Raw genomic sequence first — 19,348 nt, forward strand, 5'->3', positions numbered from 1 at the left:
TCCTTTCGACGGAGCTTTTGAAGAGGAAAAAAAAATCCTTTAGGATTCCCGTTTGATCCGAAGAAACAATTCTTTGGCGGCGTTTTGTTCCGCCGCTTTTTTGCTGACTCCGGAGCCGACGGCTTCCCATTCGTCCCGGATTTTCACGGAAACACGAAAAATCTTCGCGTGATCCGGACCGGTTTCACCTTTCATCCGATACACGGGAAGCACCTTGAAGTGTTTCTGTGAATATTCCTGAAGCTGCGTTTTATAATCTCTGACAGATTCCACCTTTTCCGGATTTTCCGCAAATTCAATTAGATGTTTGAGGATGAATTTTTCGACGGTTTCAAAACCCAGATCGAGGTAGATGGCTCCGATTAAGGATTCGAAAAGATTGGCCGAAAGTTTACGGCGTCCCTTGCCCTGGGACTTCGATTCTCCTTTTCCCAAAAGAAGAAACTCGGAAAGAGAAAGTTTTTCGCTGATCGAATTTAGGATCGGAGTAGAAACGATCCTGGATTTGATGCGGGATAATTCTCCTTCATTTGCATACGGATGTTTTTTGAAAAGATAACGCGCGGCCACCAGACCGAGAACCGAATCCCCTAAAAATTCGAGACGTTCGTTGTCTTCCTCGATTTCGGGCGTTTCGTTTTTGTAGGAACTATGAATGAAAGCGATATGATAGAATTCGAAATCCGAAAATTGGATTCCTATTTTTCGGGAGAGTTTTTTGAGAGTTTGAACCCGTTCCGGATTCCGAGCGATGAAAGAGGATTGTGTTTTTTTAAAAATCAAAGGAAGAAAAAAGAATTCCGAGTTCCGCGAAGAACCCGGAAAGTCTCAAACGATTAGGACTTGAGGTTGTCGATGAACTTAGTTACATCCCCGACAGTTTGAATTTTCTCAGCGTCTTCGTCGGAGATTTCGATTCCGAATTCCTCTTCGAGAGCCATTACTAATTCTACAGTGTCCAGAGAGTCCGCACCGAGGTCGTCGATGAAGTGCGCCTCAGGTGTAACTTCAGATTCATCCACTCCAAGTTGTTCTACGATGATAGATTTAACTTTTTCAAAGTCTGCCATTGTTTCCTCCGTACCACATTTGGTGGTATGATGATTTTTTGTTAGATTTGGTCAGGCGGATATAAAATCCACCGAATTTTATAGATTTAATTCAGAAAATATTTGGCAAGCCAATATACTTTTTTTCGGGAAAAAAACTCCTTTCGCATCGTATGTTCGTATTCTTTTTTGAATCGTTTTCTGCGTCGAAAAAATTTTTGAAACGAATGAGGTTTGGATCCATAACCGTTTGTCTCATTAGAATCGAAGCGTGAAATTTTTGTTTGGAGTGAATCGGATTCTAAACTTCGAAAACCGAAACGATACGAATCGAAAAAAAAAGACGCGTTGAAAACGGTTCTTTTTTCGAACGAATGAATGGAAATAGAGGGAAAACTTCTTCCACTCCCAAAGAAAGGAGCGAAAGAAGCGGAAGTGAATTGTTTATCCTTGGGCGCCGGGGAGAAATCCTCCGCCGTTCACCTCGATTACCTGACCCGTGATAAAAGAGGAAATATCGGAAGCGAGAAACGCGATCGTATTCGCGATATCTTCCGGAAGTCCAGCTCGTTTCAGTGGAATTGCGGCAACCATGGCGGTTCTAATTTTTTCGGGAATCGCGTCCGTCATTTCGGTGGCGATAAATCCGGGAGCGATCGCATTACAACGAACCTTACGCGAAGCCATTTCCAGAGCGACCGCTTTGGTAAAACCGATCACGCCTGCTTTGGACGCGGAGTAGTTGGTTTGTCCTATGTTTCCGTTTACACCCGCGATAGAGGAAAGATTGATTACCGATCCTCCGTTGGGGTTTTTCATCATAAACTTAGTAGCCGCTTGCGTGCAGTTGAACGTTCCCGTCAAGTTAACGGCAATCACCGCGTCCCACTGTTCTTTTTTCATTCTCATGAGAAGAGTGTCTTTCGTGATTCCTGCGTTGTTCACTAAAATATCGATGGTTCCGAATTCGTCCACACAGGCTTGAATCGCTTTTGCGGCGGATTCAGAATCCGCTACGTTGGTTCCTACGCCGATCGCTTTTACGCCGGTTTGTTTTGCGATTTCTTCCGCGGTAGCTTTGCTGGATTCCTCGTTGAGGTCGGCGATAACGATGTTCGCTCCCGCTTTTGCAAGAGTCAAAGCGGTCGATTTTCCGATTCCGCGCGCGGCTCCGGTTACGACTGCATTTTTACCTTTTAAATCGATCATAATTCTTTCCTATTCGGGTTCTCTGCGGCTAAAGTATTTCGGTCGAACGGAGGGTCAAGGGAGTTTTACGGCGGGAATGGCGATCGAACAGAACGCCCGTTCTGTTTTAATTGTAAGGGAAGTGATTCCCTGCTTTTTTTAGGAATTTAGTAACCAGCAATGAGCGCGGGCAAACCGCGAACACGCGAAACGTGGGAACTCTCACACGCAAACAAGGAGTTCGACGAAAAGAGCCTCAATCTACCGACCCAAACTATAAACCGGTGAAAAGCCGCCGCCGGGAGTTCTAAAATTCGTAGTTTGTCCCTGATACAAACGCGCGGCTAAAAGTAGGATCTCCTCCCTAAAAACGTACGCACGAAGATCCATTTTATAAGGAACCCGTTGCGACTCCGCGTTGAGAAGAATTCTTTCCGAAGGAGGAACGAGTTCCTGAATCAGATAATTCCCGGAAAGAATTTCCTGAAACGTCCCTTTGGTGAGTTTCTCACCTTTATAAACGGCCTTGCTTCCATAACCGGAAATCGGTTTAAAAAAGAATCTTTTTCTTTCGGCCCAAAGTTTATCCGGCTCGACCTCGTTTGCGTAGCCGGTGAAAGGAACGATCTGAGATAACATCTTTCGATCCTCTTCTTGGATGCCGGCGGTTTTCAAAAAAGTTTCTTGATTCCAAAAAATCAAATTCGTTTTCTTCGCATACAGTTCGTAGTCCAGAGGATTGGGAGTTACGACGACCGTTTGTTTTTCCCAAGCGTCTCGGATCGGTTGATTTCCGGGCTCGCTAAGATAAAAATCCGTCATTCGATTGTAGATAAGATCGACCTTCTTTCCGTTCGAAAAAAGAGAACCGTCTTCCATCGTTTGAAACGAATCGGGAGATAAAATTTCGGAATCGATGCCGTGACTCAGAAACAAATCGCGGAATAGAAGAAATTCTGGATAAAGAAATTGTTCCTCGGGATGTTCATCCACGATGGCGATAAAGCGCGGAAAACCGTTTCGGTCGGCGTCCTTCCATTCTTGGAAAAAGGTACGCAAAAAAGAAGGTTCGATTGCGTCGATTTCATCTTTTGTAGGAAGCGCGTCCTTTACTTCTAAACAACATTCCCGCTGAGCTTCCACCAATTTTTTTTGAAGAAAAGCACCTCCCGCGTTCGTATTGATTTCGATCAATTTCGGACCGAAGTCGGTAAGGTGAAAATCAAAACTCAAAAAAACGCCTCCTTCTGAAAATCGCTCCTTCAGCCGTTCCGGAAATTCACGGAGAAGTTCACGGCGAACGGATTCGTTTTTCAGAACTCTTTGAAACGTTGAAACGCTGTTTCGTATAACGTTTAAGTCCTTAGGATCCAAAAATGAGGCACTCTGAGAAAAAAAACGTTCGGACAAAACGGCCGCGTCCAGACGTTCCGCACCTTTCGTATTTAGAATTTTGGAATGAAATACCTCTTCCAAAACCGTTTTTTCCAGGGTAACACACTGGCATTCCCGATTCATAAATTTTGAGATGGTGGTCATAATTCGGCCTCCGAAGACGTGAAAAACCATTTTTTACGAAACATAATTGCGCCCCTGACCAAAAGAATCAGAGCCGGAACTTCGATCAAACGTCCGATCATCCCGAAGAATGTTTGCCCGTTTGCGATTCCGTAAACACTTCGATTGACGGAAACGGTGAGTTCTAGATAATTTCCTGCCGAGGAGAACTCGATCGAAGTCATATTAAATATTCCAGATTCATAATATTCCCGATTTCGAAACTGATCAAAAACGGGATCAAGAAGCAGAAAACCGAAGGAACCGCAACGATGAATGTGTCGGCGGGAGTTATAAAAACCGGTTTTTCTTCGGGAATAAACGTAAAAAAAATCGCGAACGAAAACGTGATCAAGGTCATCGGAAAAACGAACGAAGTCAATTCCTCTTGACTCCATTTTTTTCCTCGATATAGAATCAGGGAAAACCGCGCCGGAATCGACGAAAAAAAAGGATTTCCTAAATAGGGGAGAATTTTTCCGAATACGATCCCGACATCCATGAAAGTAAAAATCCAAAGAGTAAGATAAGGACTTACGAAACCGAATTTCCGTTTCACTCTTGACTCAATCCTGAACCGGATCGGAGATTAAATTCAACTCTCGAAGTAAATTCAAAGAATATTCTCGAATCATTTCTCGAACGGTTCTAAATTCGTTTTCGATTTGCGCTTCCGAACCGACTACTTTGGCCGGATCGGGAAAGTTTCGATGAAATCGCAAGGCTTTGGAAGGGAAATACGGACAATTCTCCCTTGCGTGATCGCAGACGGTAAGAATATAATCGAATTCTAAATTACGATATTCGTTTATATGATTGGAAGTATGACCGGATATATCGATTCCGGCTTCTTTCATCGTGGCAACCGCGCGAGGATTCACCCCGTGTGTTTCGATTCCCGCGCTGTAGATATCCGAGGCTGCACCCGCATAATGCCTAAGCCAACCTTCGGCGATTTGACTTCTACAACTATTGCCCGTACATAGAACTAAAATTTTGGATTTTTTCATCAGCAACAATCCTCGACCAAAGGCTTCTTATAACGTTTTAAATTTTCCAAAAAGGAAAGAAGGGCCGTTTCCAACTCTTGTAAACGAGCCCAACGGACGCAGTAACACGACTTTTTACCTTCGATTTCGCCTTGGATCAAACCGATCTCTTTCAATTCGCGAAGGTGTTGCGAGACCGTAGCTTGCGCCAAGGGCAAAACGTCCACGATCTCCCCGCAGATACATTCGTTCCGTTCCGCAATCGTCTGTAGAATCGCCAAACGAGCCGGATGCGCGAGGGCTTTCGAAAATTCCGCGAGGACTCTTGTGTCTTCCGAAAATTCCGCCTTTTTATTGAGTGCCATATTGTATATCGTAAATATACGATAATAAATGCAACTGTTTTTTAAGCGCTGCCCCTCGTTCCCCTTCTGCTCACGGGAATTGAAATTCGAAAAACGCCTTCAAAAGAGCTGTTTTTCTTGGGATCTTGTAAAAACTGGGGAGAGCGGAATGCGTGGGAACTCACACGAATCCAACCCACTTACAACGAAACGTGGGAACTCACACAAATCCAACCTGCTTACAACGAAATGTGGGAACTCACACGAATCCAACCTGCTTACAACGAAATGTGGGAACTCACACGAATCCAACCTGCTTACAACGAAACGTGGGAACTCACACGAATCCAACCCACTTACAACAAAACGTGGGAACTCACACAAATCCGGCCCACTTACAACAAAACGTGGGAACTCACACAAATCCAACAGGGGCTCCTCAATCCAGGCCAATGACTACAAAACGATTGCAGTCAACGCAAAGAAAAAACGCTCTTAGCCCAAAACCAATTCCAGATAAGACGAATTGCGGTTTTTACGAAAATAAAAACCAAAACGGCCCCCGATAGAATCTGTCGTAATTCCGTTCGAAAGCCTTCCCAGCCAGGTCCCGCCCCCTCTTCTAAACTCTCCGAGGCTCTTTGAAACGTATCCCAAAGAAAAACGATCCACCGGGAAAGACCCGCCAACTCCAAAAAGATTTCGAATAAAACCAAAATTACAACGAGCAAACGAAACGGACGCGGGGCAGGTTTTTCTAAAAGAAGCCAAACATCGACGAAGGTAAAACATAACAAAAGTATAATAGAGATCGGAAGCAACCAAGGCAAACCCAGTCCGTCCTCCGAAACGGAAACGACTCCCCAAAATCGATGAAATAAAGCGATAAACGAAAAGTTAACGTATAAAAAGACAAGGTCTAAACCAAAGATGCGCGTCGAACGGGGAGCGAGTTCGCCCGGGACGGAAACTGGATCGGGTGGTGGGTTCAAAAAAATACCTACATTAGAATTCGATTTTCGTATCCGGCAAAGCCGGCAAACGTCCGTCTTCGAATTAAAACGGCGGATACCGACGGATAAAAAATTCGCTTCGGCAAATGCCGCCTAATAATTGTTAAACGGCATTTTCGAAAATTCGAAATAAAATCGCTGCTGTTTCGTCTAACGGAAAATAAGGGTTTTAGAATCCAATTCCGCTCGTCCGATCTTAAAATCCTTCGTGGTGTTCAATGTGTCGAAAACCCCTCTGCTTTGCAGAATGTTCAGAACCTCATCCATAGCTTTCGCGTATGCGCTCTCCTGACGAGCCCCCTCTTCCAGACGACTGTGTTCTTCGAAAAGAGTATCGTCAAAAGGAGCTTGAAATCCCCTGTTTAAAGAACGGAAGCAGGAAAAACCGTGATAGGCCCAGCGATAGGGATTATTCCGAAGAGTCATGATTTTTTCCGGAGAGTCGTAGTATCGAGGAGACTGCACCGCAAGCTCCTTCAGTGCTTTTTCAAAATGACCCACGGAATTCAGACAAAGCCTGCTTTCATCGATCGCAAACGCGTAAAAAATTTCTCCTTGGTGTTCCTGCGAGAATCTTTCGATTTCCGCTTGTGCAAAGTCCGCCAATTTCTTTACGTCAAACATAGAGCCCATCCTGCTTTCAGTTCTTTTGTTTTCTACAAGTGGCGGTATAATTTTTGATTCTTTTTTACGGAATTTCGAATAACGTGTATTTTATTTTATAATTCACTCGAAACCCTCCCTACTTTTTTTGCAACGCGCAGACGTTAGACGCATCGAACGGTCGCGCCTGAAAAAGGAACGTTATACGTCTTTGACCATTTTTTGCATCGCATAAAAAGGGAAAATTCAACGAGGAACTTCCATCGCGAACAACGTTCGAAAGAACGCCCTACTCGAATCAAAATATAGAATCGGAACTCGCTGAATGAAAAGAGAGACCTCCTTCACTGCGGACCGGAAATGCTCCGAAAAAATCGGAACCGATACGAGAAAGGGCAGAGAATAAATCGTATCCCCGATTCGCCAGAGCCGTTCGTGGACCGACGTTCGGCGCCTGTGAACACAACCAAACCTCGATCCGTTCTACTCACCGCGTAATCGCGGCTTTCCGACCTTCCCAGAGTTTCTGTTTACGCCTCATGATTTTAGAAGGAACGGAAGACGCAGGAAACAAAACATTTCTCGGATAAAAGACGAACTCGTGTCCGTCCCAAGAATCGTATCGGCGCACGCCCAAGTCTAAGTCGGCGCCGTAATTTAATAAAACCCGGAACGATTCGACGGAAGCGTCCTCATCCGCCGTATCGAGAAAGTTAAGAAAAAGCAAAGATTCTTGTTCTTCGAGTTCCGTTTTTTGACCGTCTCTTACCAAAGTTTTTTTTGATTTTAGGATGAGATTCGGGTCCAACCCAACTTGAATCAGTTTTTCCAGAATTTTCGGATACCGCAGAATCAAAACCAAGTCTTCTCTATCGATGATGAATCCTTTGGATTCTCGGATATTTTTTTCGATGAGATTCATCGTAGAAATATCATCGAGACCGGAGGCCTCGCGAAATAAAATGCGAATCGACTTTTGGGTTTCGGAAGGAAAATCCTGAAAAGCCATCCGTAAGGCCGGAAGAGAGTGAACGATCAGACCGGAAGAAATAGCCTTCTTCCAAAGTTCGTTCTTAAATTTTTCTCTCGTCGCGTTTAGATCGGCGGGAATTTTATGATACAATTCCAATAACAGAAGAAGCCGATCCTGCCAGAATTTATGATCCCTGGTTAACGAGTTTTTTTCGAAAATCCTACGATCCAGTAAATCGTAAAACTTTTCCCTGTCGTCGAACCGCTGCGAAAGATTGTGAATCACGGAAGGATCATATGAAATGATCTCGGTAGAAAAAAAAGGCTTCCAGACCTTCTCGTAAAATCGTTTTTCCAAACTCGCTTTTTTTTGAAACTCGCCGTAGAGTAGACTTAAAGTTTCCACTCGATTCGACTGTCTCCGAATATCAGCTTCTTTACTATAAAAGACGCTCGGCGAATATTCAATGATACTAATCTGATTCCAGGAATAGTTTTTCCATCGAGAATCGGGATCCCCTTGCGGAAGGAACCAAGATTCGGGATTTTTCAAGTTAGAATCGATATGCGCGTGCGCACCGGGAAGCGAATTATCTTCCTGCAAACTCTGAATTTTTTCCTCCAAGGAAACTATGTCCGAAGAATCCAAAATTTTTCGTAAAACGATCGGATCGTTATTTCTGATGGCGGATCTCAGATCGTCATACGCCGGATTTTCATTTCTGAAGGTGAATATTTTTTTGTTCCATTTTTCATAACGCGCCTTTTGCGAGCCGGGACTTCCGGAGTGAACGTAAAAATAATAGGGAATGATTCCTGGTAATAACAACGTATCCAACACTAAGGAAAACGGCAAATCGATGAAGACAAAACACCAAATCAGCCAACTTCCTTCCCTACCGGAAAAAACCTTACCCGTAGGTCCGAAGAAAATTATGGCCACATCGGTGAGACTACCTTGATAGGGAAAAATAACGTCGTCCCTTTCGACGGCGTGAAGGACGACGGACGTCGTCATACAACTTGTATGCAGAACGATTAGGATTGTGACCGTTATCTTTAAAAGGAAACGATTCAAAAATGGAAGAATCGAGCGGATCATCGTATCTTACGTTACAATGATTTTACCGAGTATCTCTTCAGATTATAATCTTATTTCGAAAAAGAAAACACGGAAGTTTTCGAACCGATTCGGTTTCGAAATCGATCAGATATTGTATTTTTTAAGATCCGCCGCGATCCGTTCGTTGATCTGGCGTTCGGCGCATTCGATTACGACCCGCACCGCGCTTTGAACAGCGAGCGCGTTGGACGAACCGTGACCGATTAAACAAATTCCGTCTACGCCGAGCAACAAAGCCCCGCCGTATTCGGCGTAATCGAGACGCTTTTTAATCGCACCGAACGTAGGTTTTAAAAGAAGCGCTCCGGTTTGAGCCAGACTGGATTGTTTGATACTTTCCCGAAGAACGTTGAAGATGGATTTGGAAAGACCCTCCGTGGCCTTAAGGACGATATTTCCTACGAAACCGTCGCAGACGACCACGTCCACGTCCTTGCCGCTCCCGTAAAGATCCCTTCCTTCCACGTTTCCGACGAAGTTGATCGGAAGTTTTTTGATCATCTCGAACGCCTTAAGAGAGACGGCGTTTCCCTTTTTATCCTCTTCTCCGTTGGAAAGGACTCCGACTTTAGGATTAGAAATATTGAATATTAGCTTTGAATAAATTTCTCCCATTACGGCGAACTGAGCCAGATAATCGGGTTTACAATCGACGTTTGCCCCGGCGTCCAACAAAAGCATGGGAGGACCGTTTTCTTGCGGAATCGGGGCGGCGATCGGCGGACGCAAAACCCCGGGAATTCTTCCGAGATACAAAAGCGCCGAGGCCATGGTCGCTCCCGTGTTTCCGGGAGAAAACATTCCCACGCAGGTCTTATCCGCTACGAGTTGTGTTGCTTGGACGACGGAAGAATCCTGAAGAGTTCGCACCGCGATCGACGGAGAATCGTTCATATCGATGATTTCCGAAGCGTGCTGGATTCTTATTTTATTTGTGTCGTATTCGAATTTAAGGAGAATTTCCCCGATCTCTTCTTCTTTGCCCACCAGTACGACGTTGGCCCCATCCTGGTTTACGGCATTTACGGCGCCTTCGATGATTTTCTCCGGCCCGTAATCGCCGCTCATTACATCGACGGCGACCCACATCATAAGAATTAATTTTCTTCTTTAGGCTTTTTAACTTTCGGCTCTAAAACGACTCCGGTTTTATAAAATCCGCAAGTTGGGCAGATTCTATGGGGAAGTCTGTAGGATTGACAGTTAGGGCAAGGCACCAAATTCGGCTTACCGATGGCATGATGGGCCCGTTTTGTTCTAACTTTTGATTTCGATTTTCGTCTTTTCGGAACTGCCATTGCTTTCCTCTTGGGAAATTGAATTGTTAGACAATAGTTTTTTGAGGAGGTGAATGCTCAACCATTATTTCGCTGATACGGCAAGAACGGGGAATCTTTTGGACGAAAAGCGAAGTTTCGTTGTATCCGAGCCTCCCTCAAAGAACGAACCCTCCCCGAGAAATCGTTTTTTATTCGGCCGGGCGATCGAGATCGTTTGTCCTTTGGGAAGTTCGTTTTTTCCTGGATCGGAGTCAGTCGTTTCTCTGGTTATTTTTGCGTGAGTTCCCACATTCGTTGTGGTCGATTAGAATCCCCGTTTCAAAAAAAGGGAACTTCCCTCCGATCCGTGTCCCAGGCGGAAGTCTTCTTCCTGGATTGCGCACGAGGAAACCGTCGGCGCAACGCCTCCTCCGATTAGGAGCCGTTAGCCGTTGGACAGAGATTCCATAAAGTTCACCGCTTCCGTTCGTTTTCCGTACAAAGAAGAACGATTCCAGACAAGACGGGCCGAAGATTCTAAAATTATGTCCAACTCTTTGAGCCCGTTTGCCTTCAGAGTTCCGCCGGTGGAAACCAAGTCCACGATACAATCCGAAAGTCCCACGAGCGGCGCCAATTCGATGCTTCCGTAGAGTTTGAAAATCTCACAGGATAATCCCTTATGGAAGAAAAATTCCCGTGCCAAATTGGGATATTTGGTCGCCACGCGTATCTTTCGATGACGGGCTTCGAGCGTATATCCTTCCGGAGCGGCGAGCGAAAGTCTGCATTTTCCGATTTTTAAATCCAAGGGAGTCGCGAGATCGTAACCGCCTTCCTTGAGAACGTCCCAACCGCAAATTCCCGCATCGGCGGCGCATTGTTCCACATACGTGGCCACGTCCTGGGATCTTACGAGAAGAATTCGAATTCTTCCCATCGGATCATTGTAGATGAGTTCTTTGGAATTGTGATCCGGTCTGGAAGACAACCAACCCTTGGAAATCATCAGGTCGATGCTTTCCTCGGCGAGTCTTCCTTTCGGCAAAGCCAGCGTGAGCATCAGCCCTTCTGATTGAGTTGTATGAGGAGGAATGTGGCGTATTGTTTTACGGTGTTGTAATCGCTGGCCGGAGTTTTTATTTCCTGATCCAAAACCTTCTTCAACGATTCGGCTGCCTCGACCTTTTTCCCGTTTTTCATCTGCATCCTTCCGGTTTGATACAAACTCCACGCCAGAAATCCGTTGGCTTCCCTCGTATTCGCAAGCAAAGCGGAAGCGGTTTGAAAATCGGTTTCGGCTAACGTGAAATTCCCTTCTCGCTCGCGCAAATTCCCCGCGAGATAAAAATAATACGCCTTAATGGGAGCCGGTTCGTCGATTTTTTTGCCGGCCCATTCCATCTTGTCGGCCGCTTTTTGGAATTCTCCGTTGCGCGCATACAAATCCGAGAGGATCTTCGCCAAACGAAGTTGCAACTTGTTCGAAGAATACTGCGCCGCAACTTCCTCATAGGATTTGATTTTTTCCTTTAAGTCGATGGTCGGATTGGTTCGAAATTTTTTATCCAACGCTTCCAAGGCGATCGTTCCCGCTTCGAATTGCGATTCCTGGTATTGAACGTAAACGACAAAGGCGAGAACGATTACGAAAATCGCACCCGCTCCGATCAAAACTTCCTTGATCCGGGACGAAATCGCTCTGAAAAATCGAATCAAAGCCAATTCCATTTTACTACCTTGGAAGTCCGCGTACGGATCCACGTTCACTTCTTTGGCCGTCGTCCGAGCTGCTGCGTCGTAGCGTTTCATACCCAATCCTTCGTTCTAAGATTCTTAACGGAGAGAAGTATTCAGGAAACTTCCCAAACTTTCGCGCGAAGGAGCGTCGGAAGTTTTGAGATATTTGGACATTTCCTCTCGTTCCAGAGCCTTATCGAAGTCTTTGATGGACAAAGAGATTTTTTTGTTCTTCACGTCCACTTTGATGACTGCGGTTTTCACGATTTCGTCCGGTTTATAAAGCTCGAGGAGATTGGCTTCTCTTCCGTTCGGAACTTCGGAGATATGGACCAATCCTTCGATTCCGGGTGCGACTTCCACGAAAATTCCGAATTCTTTGATGGACTTGATTTTTCCTTCCACGATGGTTCCGATCGGATGTTCGTTGCGGAAGATTTCATACGGATTTTCGAGGAGCTGCTTGAGCCCGCAGGAAATTCTCTGCGCGTCCAAGTTTACGTCGAGGATCATGTATTTTACGGTGTCGCCTTTTTTGAGTTGAGAAGTAGGATTGCTCGCCTTCTCGTCCCAGGTGATATCGCTGATATGGATCAGACCTTCGATTCCGTTTTCCACTTCAACGAACGCACCGTATTTGGTAATACCTGTAATCACACCTTCGAGAACGTTTCCTCTACGGATTTCGGGACTCAACTGATCCCAAGGGTTCGGTTGAAGTTGTTTTAAGCCGAGAGAAAGTCTTCTGTTTTTGAAGTCGATGTCCAAAACCAGAGCTTCTACTTCTTGCCCTTTTTTTAATATATCTTTTGGTTGAGGAGGTTTTTTGGACCAAGCCAACTCGGAAGTATGGATCAAACCTTCCAGACCTTCTTTCAATTCGACGAATGCTCCGAACTTCGTAAGAGAAGTTACGGTTCCGCGAATGACCATCTCTTTTTCCAGGGAACGTTCTGCCCAAACCCAAGGATCTTCGTAGAGTTGTTTTAGACCCAGAGCGAGTTTGTTGTTTTCCTTATCGAGTTCGAGAACGACTAATTCCACTTCCTGACCGATTTGGAAATACTGTTTAAAAGGAGCGTATTTTTTGTAAGAGATATCTCTTTGACGGAGAAGCCCGGTAACACCGTCCACTTCGCAGAAAACGCCGAACGAAGCGATCTTGCTTACGACGGATTTTACCTTATCTCCGACTTTGATCGTAAGAAGAAGAGCGTCCCATTTCTCTTCGTTGACTTCGTCTAAAAGTTTTTTTCGCGAGACCACTCCGGAACGGGTGCGGTCGTTGAGTTCGATGATCTTGAATTCGAGCTCTTTATTTTTGAAGGTTTCCCCTTCCTTGAATTTATAACTGAGCTGAGAAGCCGGTAGAAACAATTCCACCCCTTCCACATTTACGATATATCCTTTGCCTTTGATCTCATTGACCAAACGGCCGGTGACTTGATAACTATTTTTGAAGGCTTCCTTTACGATTTCCCAACCTTTTCTTTGGTCGGCTTCTTTTTTGGAAAGAATACAGCCTGAATCCTGAGATTCCTTTCTTTTTACGATTGCGGAGACATAATTTCCGCGTTCCGGAGTTTCGTCGAAATCCCCTCTCGGAATACGGCCTTCTTGTTTGAGACCTTCGATTGCCACATAAACGTAGTCGTTGTCTACGGAGACGATTTTTCCTTCAACGACTTGATCTTTCCGGAGTTCCGGTTCTTCGTGTATTGATTGTTCCCACTGTTTGAATACTTCTGCAAAAGTGGACTTCTCTTCCTTGTTTGTCATGGGGCGTAGGTTACTCGGCTAATGTATTGGATCCGTCTGGAAAATTGGGGGTCATCGATCCAGAATTTCGAGGATCTTGCTGATTACACTATTTTTGGAGAGTAGATCAGTGTCAATCAGGAATGCGTCCTTTGCCTGATAGAGAGGTGCGATTTCACGTTCCATGTCCGATTTGTCGCGAAGAATGATCTCCCGTTCGATCTCGTCCCGGTCCGCGGGAATTCCCTGTTCTTGTAATTGTAAAAACCTACGATCCGCCCGCACTCGGGAAGAAGCTGTCAGATAAAATTTAAACTTCGCATCCGGAAAAACTTCGGTGCCGATGTCCCTTCCGTCCATAATCAATTTATGAAGTTTGGCGAGCGAATGAAGTTCCTCGTTTACGAAATCCCGGTAAATCCTTCGGTTTGCGATATGTTTGATTTCCCTCGTAATTTCGGGGGTTCGAATCGACAAGGAAACGTCCTCTCCGTTGAGGAAAATTTTGTTTTCTTTTCCCGCGGAAAACTCGCAGAGGATTTTCACCTCGGAAAGTCCTCGTTCCGCTTCGGGGGTTTTGACCCACTCTTCGAACGAACGATTGTTAGGCGATTTTTGGTAGGATCGAAAAAGAGAAAGAGTTAGGGCCCGATAAAAAGCTCCCGTGTCCAAATAATTGAATCCGATCGTTTCGGCGATTTTACGCGCCACCGTACTTTTGCCCGAACCCGCCGGACCGTCGAGTGCGATCACATTCTCATTCATAAAGACATCCTCGAAGTAAGGTTTCGAATCCGGGAAAAGAAGTTTCGATCCAGGAAGTTTCGTCGATTTCGAGCGAAAACCCCGAAAGGCTCTTAAGAATCAAAAAGCTCATCGCGATCCTATGATCCATGTGGGAAAGAATGGAAATCTTTTTTCCTTTGGAAAGTTCGGCCCAAACGATTTCGGATTTCTTAGAGGTTCCGTCTAACGCGTATCCGTCAGGATATTCCTCCACTTCGATTCCGAGCGCGCGGAAATTGGAAACCATCGTATGAATCCGATCCGATTCCTTGGCGCGCAATTCCTCCGCGTGACGGATTTCAAAACCGCCTTCGGCAAAAAGACCGGCCACGGACAAAATCGGAATCTCGTCGATGATCGACGGGATTAAGGATTCCGGAATATTCGCTTTTTTTAATACGGACGGATACGTTTTGAGATCGCCGACCGGCTCCCCGCATTCGATTCGGCGGTTGAGAATTTCCACCTTCGCTCCCATCAGTTCGAGCGCGGTGAGAATTCCGGTTCTGGCCGGATTGAGTCCTATATTGGAGATAACAAGATTTCCTTCTTTTGCCAACACTCCGAGCACCAAAAAGAAAGCCGCCGAGGAAATATCGCCCGGCACTTTGAATTCTCCCCCGTTCAAAATATACGGAGGTTTGATTTTAAAACGAAGAGGTGTGATCCGTTCGATCTCGTTTCCCAAAAACCGAAACATGTTTTCGGTGTGATCGCGGGATAGTATGTTTTCCGAATATTCCAATTCCGTTTCGGACGCGATCGCCGCGAGCATCAGACAGGATTTGATCTGCGCGCTCGCGATCGGACTTTCGTAACGGAACGCGCTCAATTTTCTCCCTTCGATTTTCAGCGGAGCGGTTTCCTTTTCTCCGAGCCCGACGATCGAGGCGCCCATGGCCGTGAGAGGTTTGATAATTCTTCCCATCGGACGTTTTTTGAGAGAATCGTCGCCTGTCAAAGTCGCGTTCACTCCCCGCAGTCCGCAAATCAGTCCCGCCGAAAGACGGATTCCCGTTCCGGCGTTTCCGAAATCCAATTCCACGTTAGGCGAAACGAGAGATTCCTTTCCCGGACTTTCGAATTCGTATTCTCCGGGTGCGATCTTTTTTGCGTTTAATCCGAGTTTGGTGAACGCGGACATCGTGTTCAACGGATCTTCCGCTTCGAGAAATCCCGTAACTTTGGACCGTCCTTTGGAAAGAGCGGCGAATAAAACGGAACGATGGGATAACGATTTATCTCCGGGAACGGTAATTTCCCGGGATTTGAGTTTAGTGTTTCTTGGAATCATCCTGGTTCTTCAAAATATAATCCCTGGATCTGCGGGAAGTTTCCATAAAACCCTCCCATTCTTTCGGATTCAGAGTGTTTTTCGGATTCAATTTTTCTAATATAATATCGAGACGGTCGCGGTAGTCCAAAAGGGATTTGTAGATTTCCTCCTGATTCGAGGAAAAAATCGCGGCCCACATCTTCGGATTGGAACCCGCGATTCTGGTCATATCCCGGAACCCTCCTCCGTTCAAAGGAATCGGAGAAATGTCCGTATATCGTTTTACGATTTTTTGATTGGCGGCCCAATCGGCCATGATGGAGGAAAGTATATGAGGAGAATGTGATAGATACGAGAGAATGGAGTCGTGTTTATCCGCCGGAATTTCGATCGTTTCCATTCCGATACGTTTCCAAAACGTGTCCAAACTAGACCGCACTTCCGCCCTCGCTCCGTCGGGAGAGGTCAAGATACAAAGCCTTCCTTCGTATAACGAAGCGTTGGCGAACTCGAGCCCCGATTCCTCCGATCCGCACATGGGATGCGAGGAGACGTAATTGTGCGGGCCCGAAAACCTGTCTTCGACCGCGTGAATGATTTGATTTTTCGTGGAACCGAGGTCGGTGATCACTCCGGAATAATCCAGAGGAAGTTGCGCTATGAGTTTGACCGTGAGATCGACAGGAACTCCGAATATGATAAAATCGTAATCTTCCCAACGTTTGGCGGAATGGAATTCTTCCGAGGTAAGAATCTCGTCCGCGGAACCGAGCGTTTCCCCCTTTGCCTTGCTTTTAGAGGAACTGACGACGCCCGTGACGCGTGTGGCGATCCCCTTCTTTTTGAGGGCCAAGGAGAGGGAGGCTCCCATGAGCCCCAATCCATAGATTAGAATATTAGAATATTCGGATTTCACAGGTTTTGCGGAGACATCGGATAAGAACCGAGCACTCTCAGAAAAATGGTATTTTCCTTCAGACTTGCCAGGACGTTACGGATCGATTCGTCCTTTTGATGACCGTTAAAGTCGATGAAGAAGTTGTATTCCCATGAATTCCGTCTCGTGGGTCTGGATTCTATCTTTGTAAGATTGAGTTGATGATCAAAAAAGGGTTTGAGCACGCGATACAAGGCCCCCGGTTTATCCGGACAGGAGAATACGACCGAAGTTTTATCGTTTCCGGTCGGAGGACATTGATTTTTTCCGATGATCAGAAACCGGGTCGTGTTGTCCGCGAGATCCTCGATCGATTCGCGGATCAGATTGAGTCCGTAAATTTCGGCGGCGATGGAGGAAGCGACCGCCGCGCATCCGGTCTTTTTCTCCGCTACGATTTGCGCCGCTTTGGCGGTGGAGGAAGTTTCCACGATTTCCACGTGCGGCAGGTTTGCCGCCAGCCAATTTTTACATTGTGAGTTGGCGATCTTGATCCCGTACAACGTTTTGATTTTGGAAAGATCGTGTTCGAATCCCAAAAGACTGATGTTGATTCTAAGATAATGTTCCGAGTAGATGAGAAGATCCGAAACTAAAAATTGATCGAGTGTGGAATTGACCAAACCCTCGCTCGAATTTTCCACGGGAACCACCCCGTAGTCGATTTTATCCGTCTCCACGGCGCGGAACACGTCCGGAATGGAATTGAATTCCAACGCGTTGATGGAGGATCCGAAACGAGCGCGAACCGCCTGATTGGAAAAGGAACCCGCGGGACCGAGATACCCCACTTCCAATCCTTTTTCCACGGAAATCGATCCCGACATGATCTCGCGATAAATCGCAAGCAGAACCTTGTCTGGCAAAGGGCCTTCGCTCAAAGACTTTATCTTTTCGTAAACTTCCTTTTCCCGATCGGGTCGGAACACCGGCTCGTTTCGTTCCCGTTTGATTTCTCCGATCTTGGAGGCAAATTCGGCGCGGTTTTGGATCGCTTTTACGATATCGCGATCGAGAGAATCGATTTGGTCGCGGAATGTTTTCAGTCTTTGATCTAAGTCACTCATTTTCGAGCAGATCGTCCAGGTTTTCGAATTTCAGCTCTTTCACTTCTACGGGAGCCGGAAGATCCGATAGTTTATTCAATCCGAAATGAATCAAGAATTCTTTCGTGGTTCCGTACAGGGCCGGTCTTCCCGGAACTTCCTTGTTTCCGATCGGTTTGATCAATTTTTTGGAAATGAGAGAAGTGACCATCGCCCTCGAAGAAACGCCTCGAATCTCGTCGATTTCGGGAAGAGTGATGGGTTGTTTGTAGGCGACGATGGCGAGCGTATCCAAACTGGATTTGGAAAGTTGTTCTCTTCTTTTTTCTTTGAAGATATTTCCGAGAAGTTCCGCGAAACTTTCGTTCGTTACGAACTGATAGGCTCCGGCGATTTCCTTTAAAAGAAACCCTCCGCTTTTTTCCGAGTAATCCAGAACGAGTTCGTCCAAAATTTCCCGAGCTTCCGTTTTTTCGATTCCTGCCGACTTGGCGATACTCGCCAATTTTAAGGGTTCACCGGAAACGAAAAGTAAGGCCTCGATCAATCCTTTGAGTGCTGCTCTGTCCCGTTCCACTGTCCCTCTACCAGAAATAAACGGATTTCCCCGAACAGTTTGTGCTGTTTGGCTCGGAGAATCCTCTGCTTACTTAGTTCCAGCAATGCCAGAAAAGTGGCAACGATTTCTGCTTTTTCGGGTTGTTCCTTCTCGAATAATTCCGGAAAAGAGACTTCTTTTTTTTCCCGAAGAGAAGAAAGGATTTTTTCCATTTTTTCCTCTACGGTGAACCGATGCGGCGCGGTGAGTAAGGTGGGAATTTCTGCTTCGGAAGTTTGGGATTCCAAAACTTCATGGAATGCGGAAATCAGATCCAAAAGAGAAACGTCCAACCAGTTGTCTTCCTCGTCCAAGGTGACGTTGGATTCTCTGCGAAAAACGCCCGATTGCGTTTGGTCGATGTCCGAAAGTCGTTTAGCGGTAAGTTGGAATTTTTTATGTTCTAAAAGTTTTTCCACAAGCTCGGGCGGAAGCGGAGGTTCATAGTCCTCCTCTTCAAAACCCGGATCGGGCAACAAAGCCTTGGATTTAAGATAAATGAGATTGGCGGCCATCAGGGCGTATTCCGCGCTGAGTTCCAAAGAGAGAGTTTCGGAAATGCGCAGAAAACTTAGAAAATCCCGGGTGATGCGAGAGAGAGAAACATCAAAGATATCTACTTTGTAACTTTCGATCAAACTCCAGAGAACGGACAAGGGCCCTTCGGTCAAACCGCCTTCGGAATTGTTCCATTGAACTACAAAGGACTTACCGGAATCTTCGTTCTCCATTCAAAAGAAATCTGCCTTAGGAATTGAGCGCTTTGTCCGCCGCTTGTTGCAGTCGTTCCGGAGAAAAGGGTTTTACCACGAAATCTTTCACGCCCATTTTGATCGCCTTAGCGAGTAGATCTTCCTGGCCGAGAGCGGTAACCATGATGATTCTCGCCTTCGCGTCCATTTTGAAAATCTCCTGCGCCGCTTCGATTCCGTCTTTTTCCCGCATCGTAATATCCATCGTGACTAAATCGGGTTTGAGAGACTTGTATTGCTCCACCGCGATATTTCCGTTTTCGGCTTCGCCTACGATCTCGTGACCGGTTTGGGTCAAGGCGTCTTTTACCATGGTTCTCATGAATTTGGCGTCATCCACAACGAGAATTCTGGCCAT

At 46.0% G+C, this 19,348-nt stretch carries 24 protein-coding genes; 1 reads left to right on the forward strand and 23 read right to left on the reverse strand.

The window, feature by feature from the left end:
* Nucleotides 1-39 precede the first annotated feature (39 nt).
* The 8 genes from rnc to EHQ17_RS13180 form a co-directional block, all read right to left on the reverse strand.
* Nucleotides 40-783: a ribonuclease III gene (gene rnc, locus EHQ17_RS13140; protein WP_135592068.1), complete on the reverse strand. Its 744-nt coding sequence runs from the start codon at nt 781-783 to the stop codon at nt 40-42.
* A gap of 53 nt (nt 784-836) precedes the next feature.
* Nucleotides 837-1,070: an acyl carrier protein gene (acpP, locus tag EHQ17_RS13145; RefSeq protein WP_000753030.1), complete on the reverse strand. Its 234-nt coding sequence runs from the start codon at nt 1,068-1,070 to the stop codon at nt 837-839.
* 423 nt (nt 1,071-1,493) lie between these two features.
* Entirely contained in the window at nt 1,494-2,258 is a 765-nt protein-coding gene (gene fabG, locus EHQ17_RS13150; protein ID WP_135592070.1) for a 3-oxoacyl-[acyl-carrier-protein] reductase, read from the reverse strand.
* A 240-nt stretch (nt 2,259-2,498) separates the two neighbouring features.
* The gene (locus EHQ17_RS13160) at nt 2,499-3,776 is read right to left on the reverse strand and encodes a circularly permuted ATPgrasp domain protein (RefSeq protein WP_135592074.1); all 1,278 of its coding nucleotides are present in this window, start codon (nt 3,774-3,776) and stop codon (nt 2,499-2,501) included.
* Entirely contained in the window at nt 3,773-3,979 is a 207-nt protein-coding gene (locus EHQ17_RS13165) for a hypothetical protein (protein ID WP_135592076.1), read from the reverse strand. The genes EHQ17_RS13160 and EHQ17_RS13165 overlap by 4 nt, the downstream gene beginning before the upstream one ends.
* Nucleotides 3,976-4,353, reverse strand: coding sequence for a hypothetical protein (locus EHQ17_RS13170; RefSeq protein ID WP_135592078.1), 378 nt, complete (start codon nt 4,351-4,353; stop codon nt 3,976-3,978). Before EHQ17_RS13170 ends, EHQ17_RS13165 begins: the two co-directional genes overlap by 4 nt.
* 7 nt (nt 4,354-4,360) lie before the next feature.
* Complete coding sequence (locus tag EHQ17_RS13175) at nt 4,361-4,804, reverse strand: arsenate reductase ArsC (RefSeq protein ID WP_135592080.1); 444 nt, start codon at nt 4,802-4,804, stop codon at nt 4,361-4,363.
* Complete coding sequence (locus EHQ17_RS13180; RefSeq protein ID WP_135592082.1) at nt 4,804-5,148, reverse strand: ArsR/SmtB family transcription factor; 345 nt, start codon at nt 5,146-5,148, stop codon at nt 4,804-4,806. Before EHQ17_RS13180 ends, EHQ17_RS13175 begins: the two co-directional genes overlap by 1 nt.
* Nucleotides 5,149-5,265: 117 nt before the next feature.
* Between EHQ17_RS13180 and EHQ17_RS13185 the strand changes: the two genes are divergently transcribed.
* Entirely contained in the window at nt 5,266-5,583 is a 318-nt protein-coding gene (locus EHQ17_RS13185) for a hypothetical protein (RefSeq protein ID WP_167881208.1), read from the forward strand.
* 17 nt (nt 5,584-5,600) lie between these two features.
* Here the strand turns inward: EHQ17_RS13185 and EHQ17_RS13190 are convergent, their stop codons facing one another.
* The 15 genes from EHQ17_RS13190 to EHQ17_RS13260 all read right to left on the reverse strand — a co-directional run bounded on the left by EHQ17_RS13190 (nt 5,601) and on the right by EHQ17_RS13260 (nt 19,348).
* On the reverse strand, nt 5,601-6,119 hold the full coding sequence (locus EHQ17_RS13190) for a hypothetical protein (RefSeq protein WP_135592086.1): 519 nt from the start codon (nt 6,117-6,119) through the stop codon (nt 5,601-5,603).
* Between the two features lie 171 nt (nt 6,120-6,290).
* On the reverse strand, nt 6,291-6,764 hold the full coding sequence (locus EHQ17_RS13195) for a DUF4303 domain-containing protein (protein WP_167881209.1): 474 nt from the start codon (nt 6,762-6,764) through the stop codon (nt 6,291-6,293).
* Between the two features lie 466 nt (nt 6,765-7,230).
* Nucleotides 7,231-8,817 (reverse strand): YceK/YidQ family lipoprotein, encoded by a 1,587-nt coding sequence (locus EHQ17_RS13200; RefSeq protein WP_135592090.1) that lies wholly within the window; start codon nt 8,815-8,817, stop codon nt 7,231-7,233.
* Between the two features lie 105 nt (nt 8,818-8,922).
* Nucleotides 8,923-9,930, reverse strand: coding sequence for a phosphate acyltransferase PlsX (gene plsX / locus EHQ17_RS13205; RefSeq protein WP_135592092.1), 1,008 nt, complete (start codon nt 9,928-9,930; stop codon nt 8,923-8,925).
* Nucleotides 9,931-9,935: 5 nt separating this feature from the next.
* The gene (gene rpmF / locus EHQ17_RS13210) at nt 9,936-10,136 is read right to left on the reverse strand and encodes a 50S ribosomal protein L32 (RefSeq protein ID WP_100765565.1); all 201 of its coding nucleotides are present in this window, start codon (nt 10,134-10,136) and stop codon (nt 9,936-9,938) included.
* 406 nt (nt 10,137-10,542) lie between these two features.
* Complete coding sequence (gene hisG / locus EHQ17_RS13215) at nt 10,543-11,160, reverse strand: ATP phosphoribosyltransferase (RefSeq protein ID WP_135592094.1); 618 nt, start codon at nt 11,158-11,160, stop codon at nt 10,543-10,545.
* Complete coding sequence (locus EHQ17_RS13220) at nt 11,160-11,909, reverse strand: YfgM family protein (RefSeq protein ID WP_135592096.1); 750 nt, start codon at nt 11,907-11,909, stop codon at nt 11,160-11,162. The genes hisG and EHQ17_RS13220 overlap by 1 nt, the downstream gene beginning before the upstream one ends.
* A gap of 24 nt (nt 11,910-11,933) precedes the next feature.
* Entirely contained in the window at nt 11,934-13,616 is a 1,683-nt protein-coding gene (locus EHQ17_RS13225; protein WP_135592098.1) for a 30S ribosomal protein S1, read from the reverse strand.
* Nucleotides 13,617-13,667: 51 nt separating this feature from the next.
* Complete coding sequence (gene cmk, locus EHQ17_RS13230) at nt 13,668-14,360, reverse strand: (d)CMP kinase (RefSeq protein WP_135592100.1); 693 nt, start codon at nt 14,358-14,360, stop codon at nt 13,668-13,670.
* Nucleotides 14,353-15,675 (reverse strand): 3-phosphoshikimate 1-carboxyvinyltransferase, encoded by a 1,323-nt coding sequence (aroA, locus tag EHQ17_RS13235; protein ID WP_135592102.1) that lies wholly within the window; start codon nt 15,673-15,675, stop codon nt 14,353-14,355. Before aroA ends, cmk begins: the two co-directional genes overlap by 8 nt.
* Entirely contained in the window at nt 15,656-16,573 is a 918-nt protein-coding gene (locus tag EHQ17_RS13240) for a prephenate dehydrogenase (protein ID WP_135592104.1), read from the reverse strand. The genes aroA and EHQ17_RS13240 overlap by 20 nt, the downstream gene beginning before the upstream one ends.
* Nucleotides 16,570-17,661 (reverse strand): prephenate dehydratase, encoded by a 1,092-nt coding sequence (gene pheA, locus EHQ17_RS13245; RefSeq protein WP_135592106.1) that lies wholly within the window; start codon nt 17,659-17,661, stop codon nt 16,570-16,572. Before pheA ends, EHQ17_RS13240 begins: the two co-directional genes overlap by 4 nt.
* The gene (gene scpB, locus EHQ17_RS13250; RefSeq protein ID WP_135592108.1) at nt 17,654-18,217 is read right to left on the reverse strand and encodes an SMC-Scp complex subunit ScpB; all 564 of its coding nucleotides are present in this window, start codon (nt 18,215-18,217) and stop codon (nt 17,654-17,656) included. The genes pheA and scpB overlap by 8 nt, the downstream gene beginning before the upstream one ends.
* Complete coding sequence (locus tag EHQ17_RS13255; protein WP_100746016.1) at nt 18,184-18,969, reverse strand: segregation and condensation protein A; 786 nt, start codon at nt 18,967-18,969, stop codon at nt 18,184-18,186. Before EHQ17_RS13255 ends, scpB begins: the two co-directional genes overlap by 34 nt.
* Nucleotides 18,970-18,985: 16 nt before the next feature.
* Nucleotides 18,986-19,348, reverse strand: a complete 363-nt coding sequence (locus tag EHQ17_RS13260) for a response regulator (RefSeq protein WP_100746017.1) — start codon at nt 19,346-19,348, stop codon at nt 18,986-18,988.

The organism is Leptospira gomenensis (assembly GCF_004770155.1).
Taxonomy (GTDB): Bacteria; Spirochaetota; Leptospiria; order Leptospirales; family Leptospiraceae; genus Leptospira; species Leptospira gomenensis.

Excerpts from the sequence above, each read along its gene's own strand:
- acpP (WP_000753030.1), bottom strand. The coding sequence starts at position 1,070 with ATGGCAGACTTTGAAAAAGTTAAATCTATCATCGTAGAACAACTTGGA.
- fabG (WP_135592070.1), bottom strand. The coding sequence starts at position 2,258 with ATGATCGATTTAAAAGGTAAAAATGCAGTCGTAACCGGAGCCGCGCGC.
- EHQ17_RS13160 (WP_135592074.1), bottom strand. The coding sequence starts at position 3,776 with ATGACCACCATCTCAAAATTTATGAATCGGGAATGCCAGTGTGTTACC.
- EHQ17_RS13165 (WP_135592076.1), bottom strand. The coding sequence starts at position 3,979 with ATGACTTCGATCGAGTTCTCCTCGGCAGGAAATTATCTAGAACTCACC.
- EHQ17_RS13175 (WP_135592080.1), bottom strand. The coding sequence starts at position 4,804 with ATGAAAAAATCCAAAATTTTAGTTCTATGTACGGGCAATAGTTGTAGA.
- EHQ17_RS13180 (WP_135592082.1), bottom strand. The coding sequence starts at position 5,148 with ATGGCACTCAATAAAAAGGCGGAATTTTCGGAAGACACAAGAGTCCTC.
- EHQ17_RS13195 (WP_167881209.1), bottom strand. The coding sequence starts at position 6,764 with ATGTTTGACGTAAAGAAATTGGCGGACTTTGCACAAGCGGAAATCGAA.
- EHQ17_RS13200 (WP_135592090.1), bottom strand. The coding sequence starts at position 8,817 with ATGATCCGCTCGATTCTTCCATTTTTGAATCGTTTCCTTTTAAAGATA.
- plsX (WP_135592092.1), bottom strand. The coding sequence starts at position 9,930 with ATGATGTGGGTCGCCGTCGATGTAATGAGCGGCGATTACGGGCCGGAG.
- rpmF (WP_100765565.1), bottom strand. The coding sequence starts at position 10,136 with ATGGCAGTTCCGAAAAGACGAAAATCGAAATCAAAAGTTAGAACAAAA.
- hisG (WP_135592094.1), bottom strand. The coding sequence starts at position 11,160 with ATGCTCACGCTGGCTTTGCCGAAAGGAAGACTCGCCGAGGAAAGCATC.
- EHQ17_RS13220 (WP_135592096.1), bottom strand. The coding sequence starts at position 11,909 with ATGAAACGCTACGACGCAGCAGCTCGGACGACGGCCAAAGAAGTGAAC.
- EHQ17_RS13225 (WP_135592098.1), bottom strand. The coding sequence starts at position 13,616 with ATGACAAACAAGGAAGAGAAGTCCACTTTTGCAGAAGTATTCAAACAG.
- cmk (WP_135592100.1), bottom strand. The coding sequence starts at position 14,360 with ATGAATGAGAATGTGATCGCACTCGACGGTCCGGCGGGTTCGGGCAAA.
- aroA (WP_135592102.1), bottom strand. The coding sequence starts at position 15,675 with ATGATTCCAAGAAACACTAAACTCAAATCCCGGGAAATTACCGTTCCC.
- pheA (WP_135592106.1), bottom strand. The coding sequence starts at position 17,661 with ATGAGTGACTTAGATCAAAGACTGAAAACATTCCGCGACCAAATCGAT.
- EHQ17_RS13255 (WP_100746016.1), bottom strand. The coding sequence starts at position 18,969 with ATGGAGAACGAAGATTCCGGTAAGTCCTTTGTAGTTCAATGGAACAAT.
- EHQ17_RS13260 (WP_100746017.1), bottom strand. The coding sequence starts at position 19,348 with ATGGCCAGAATTCTCGTTGTGGATGACGCCAAATTCATGAGAACCATG.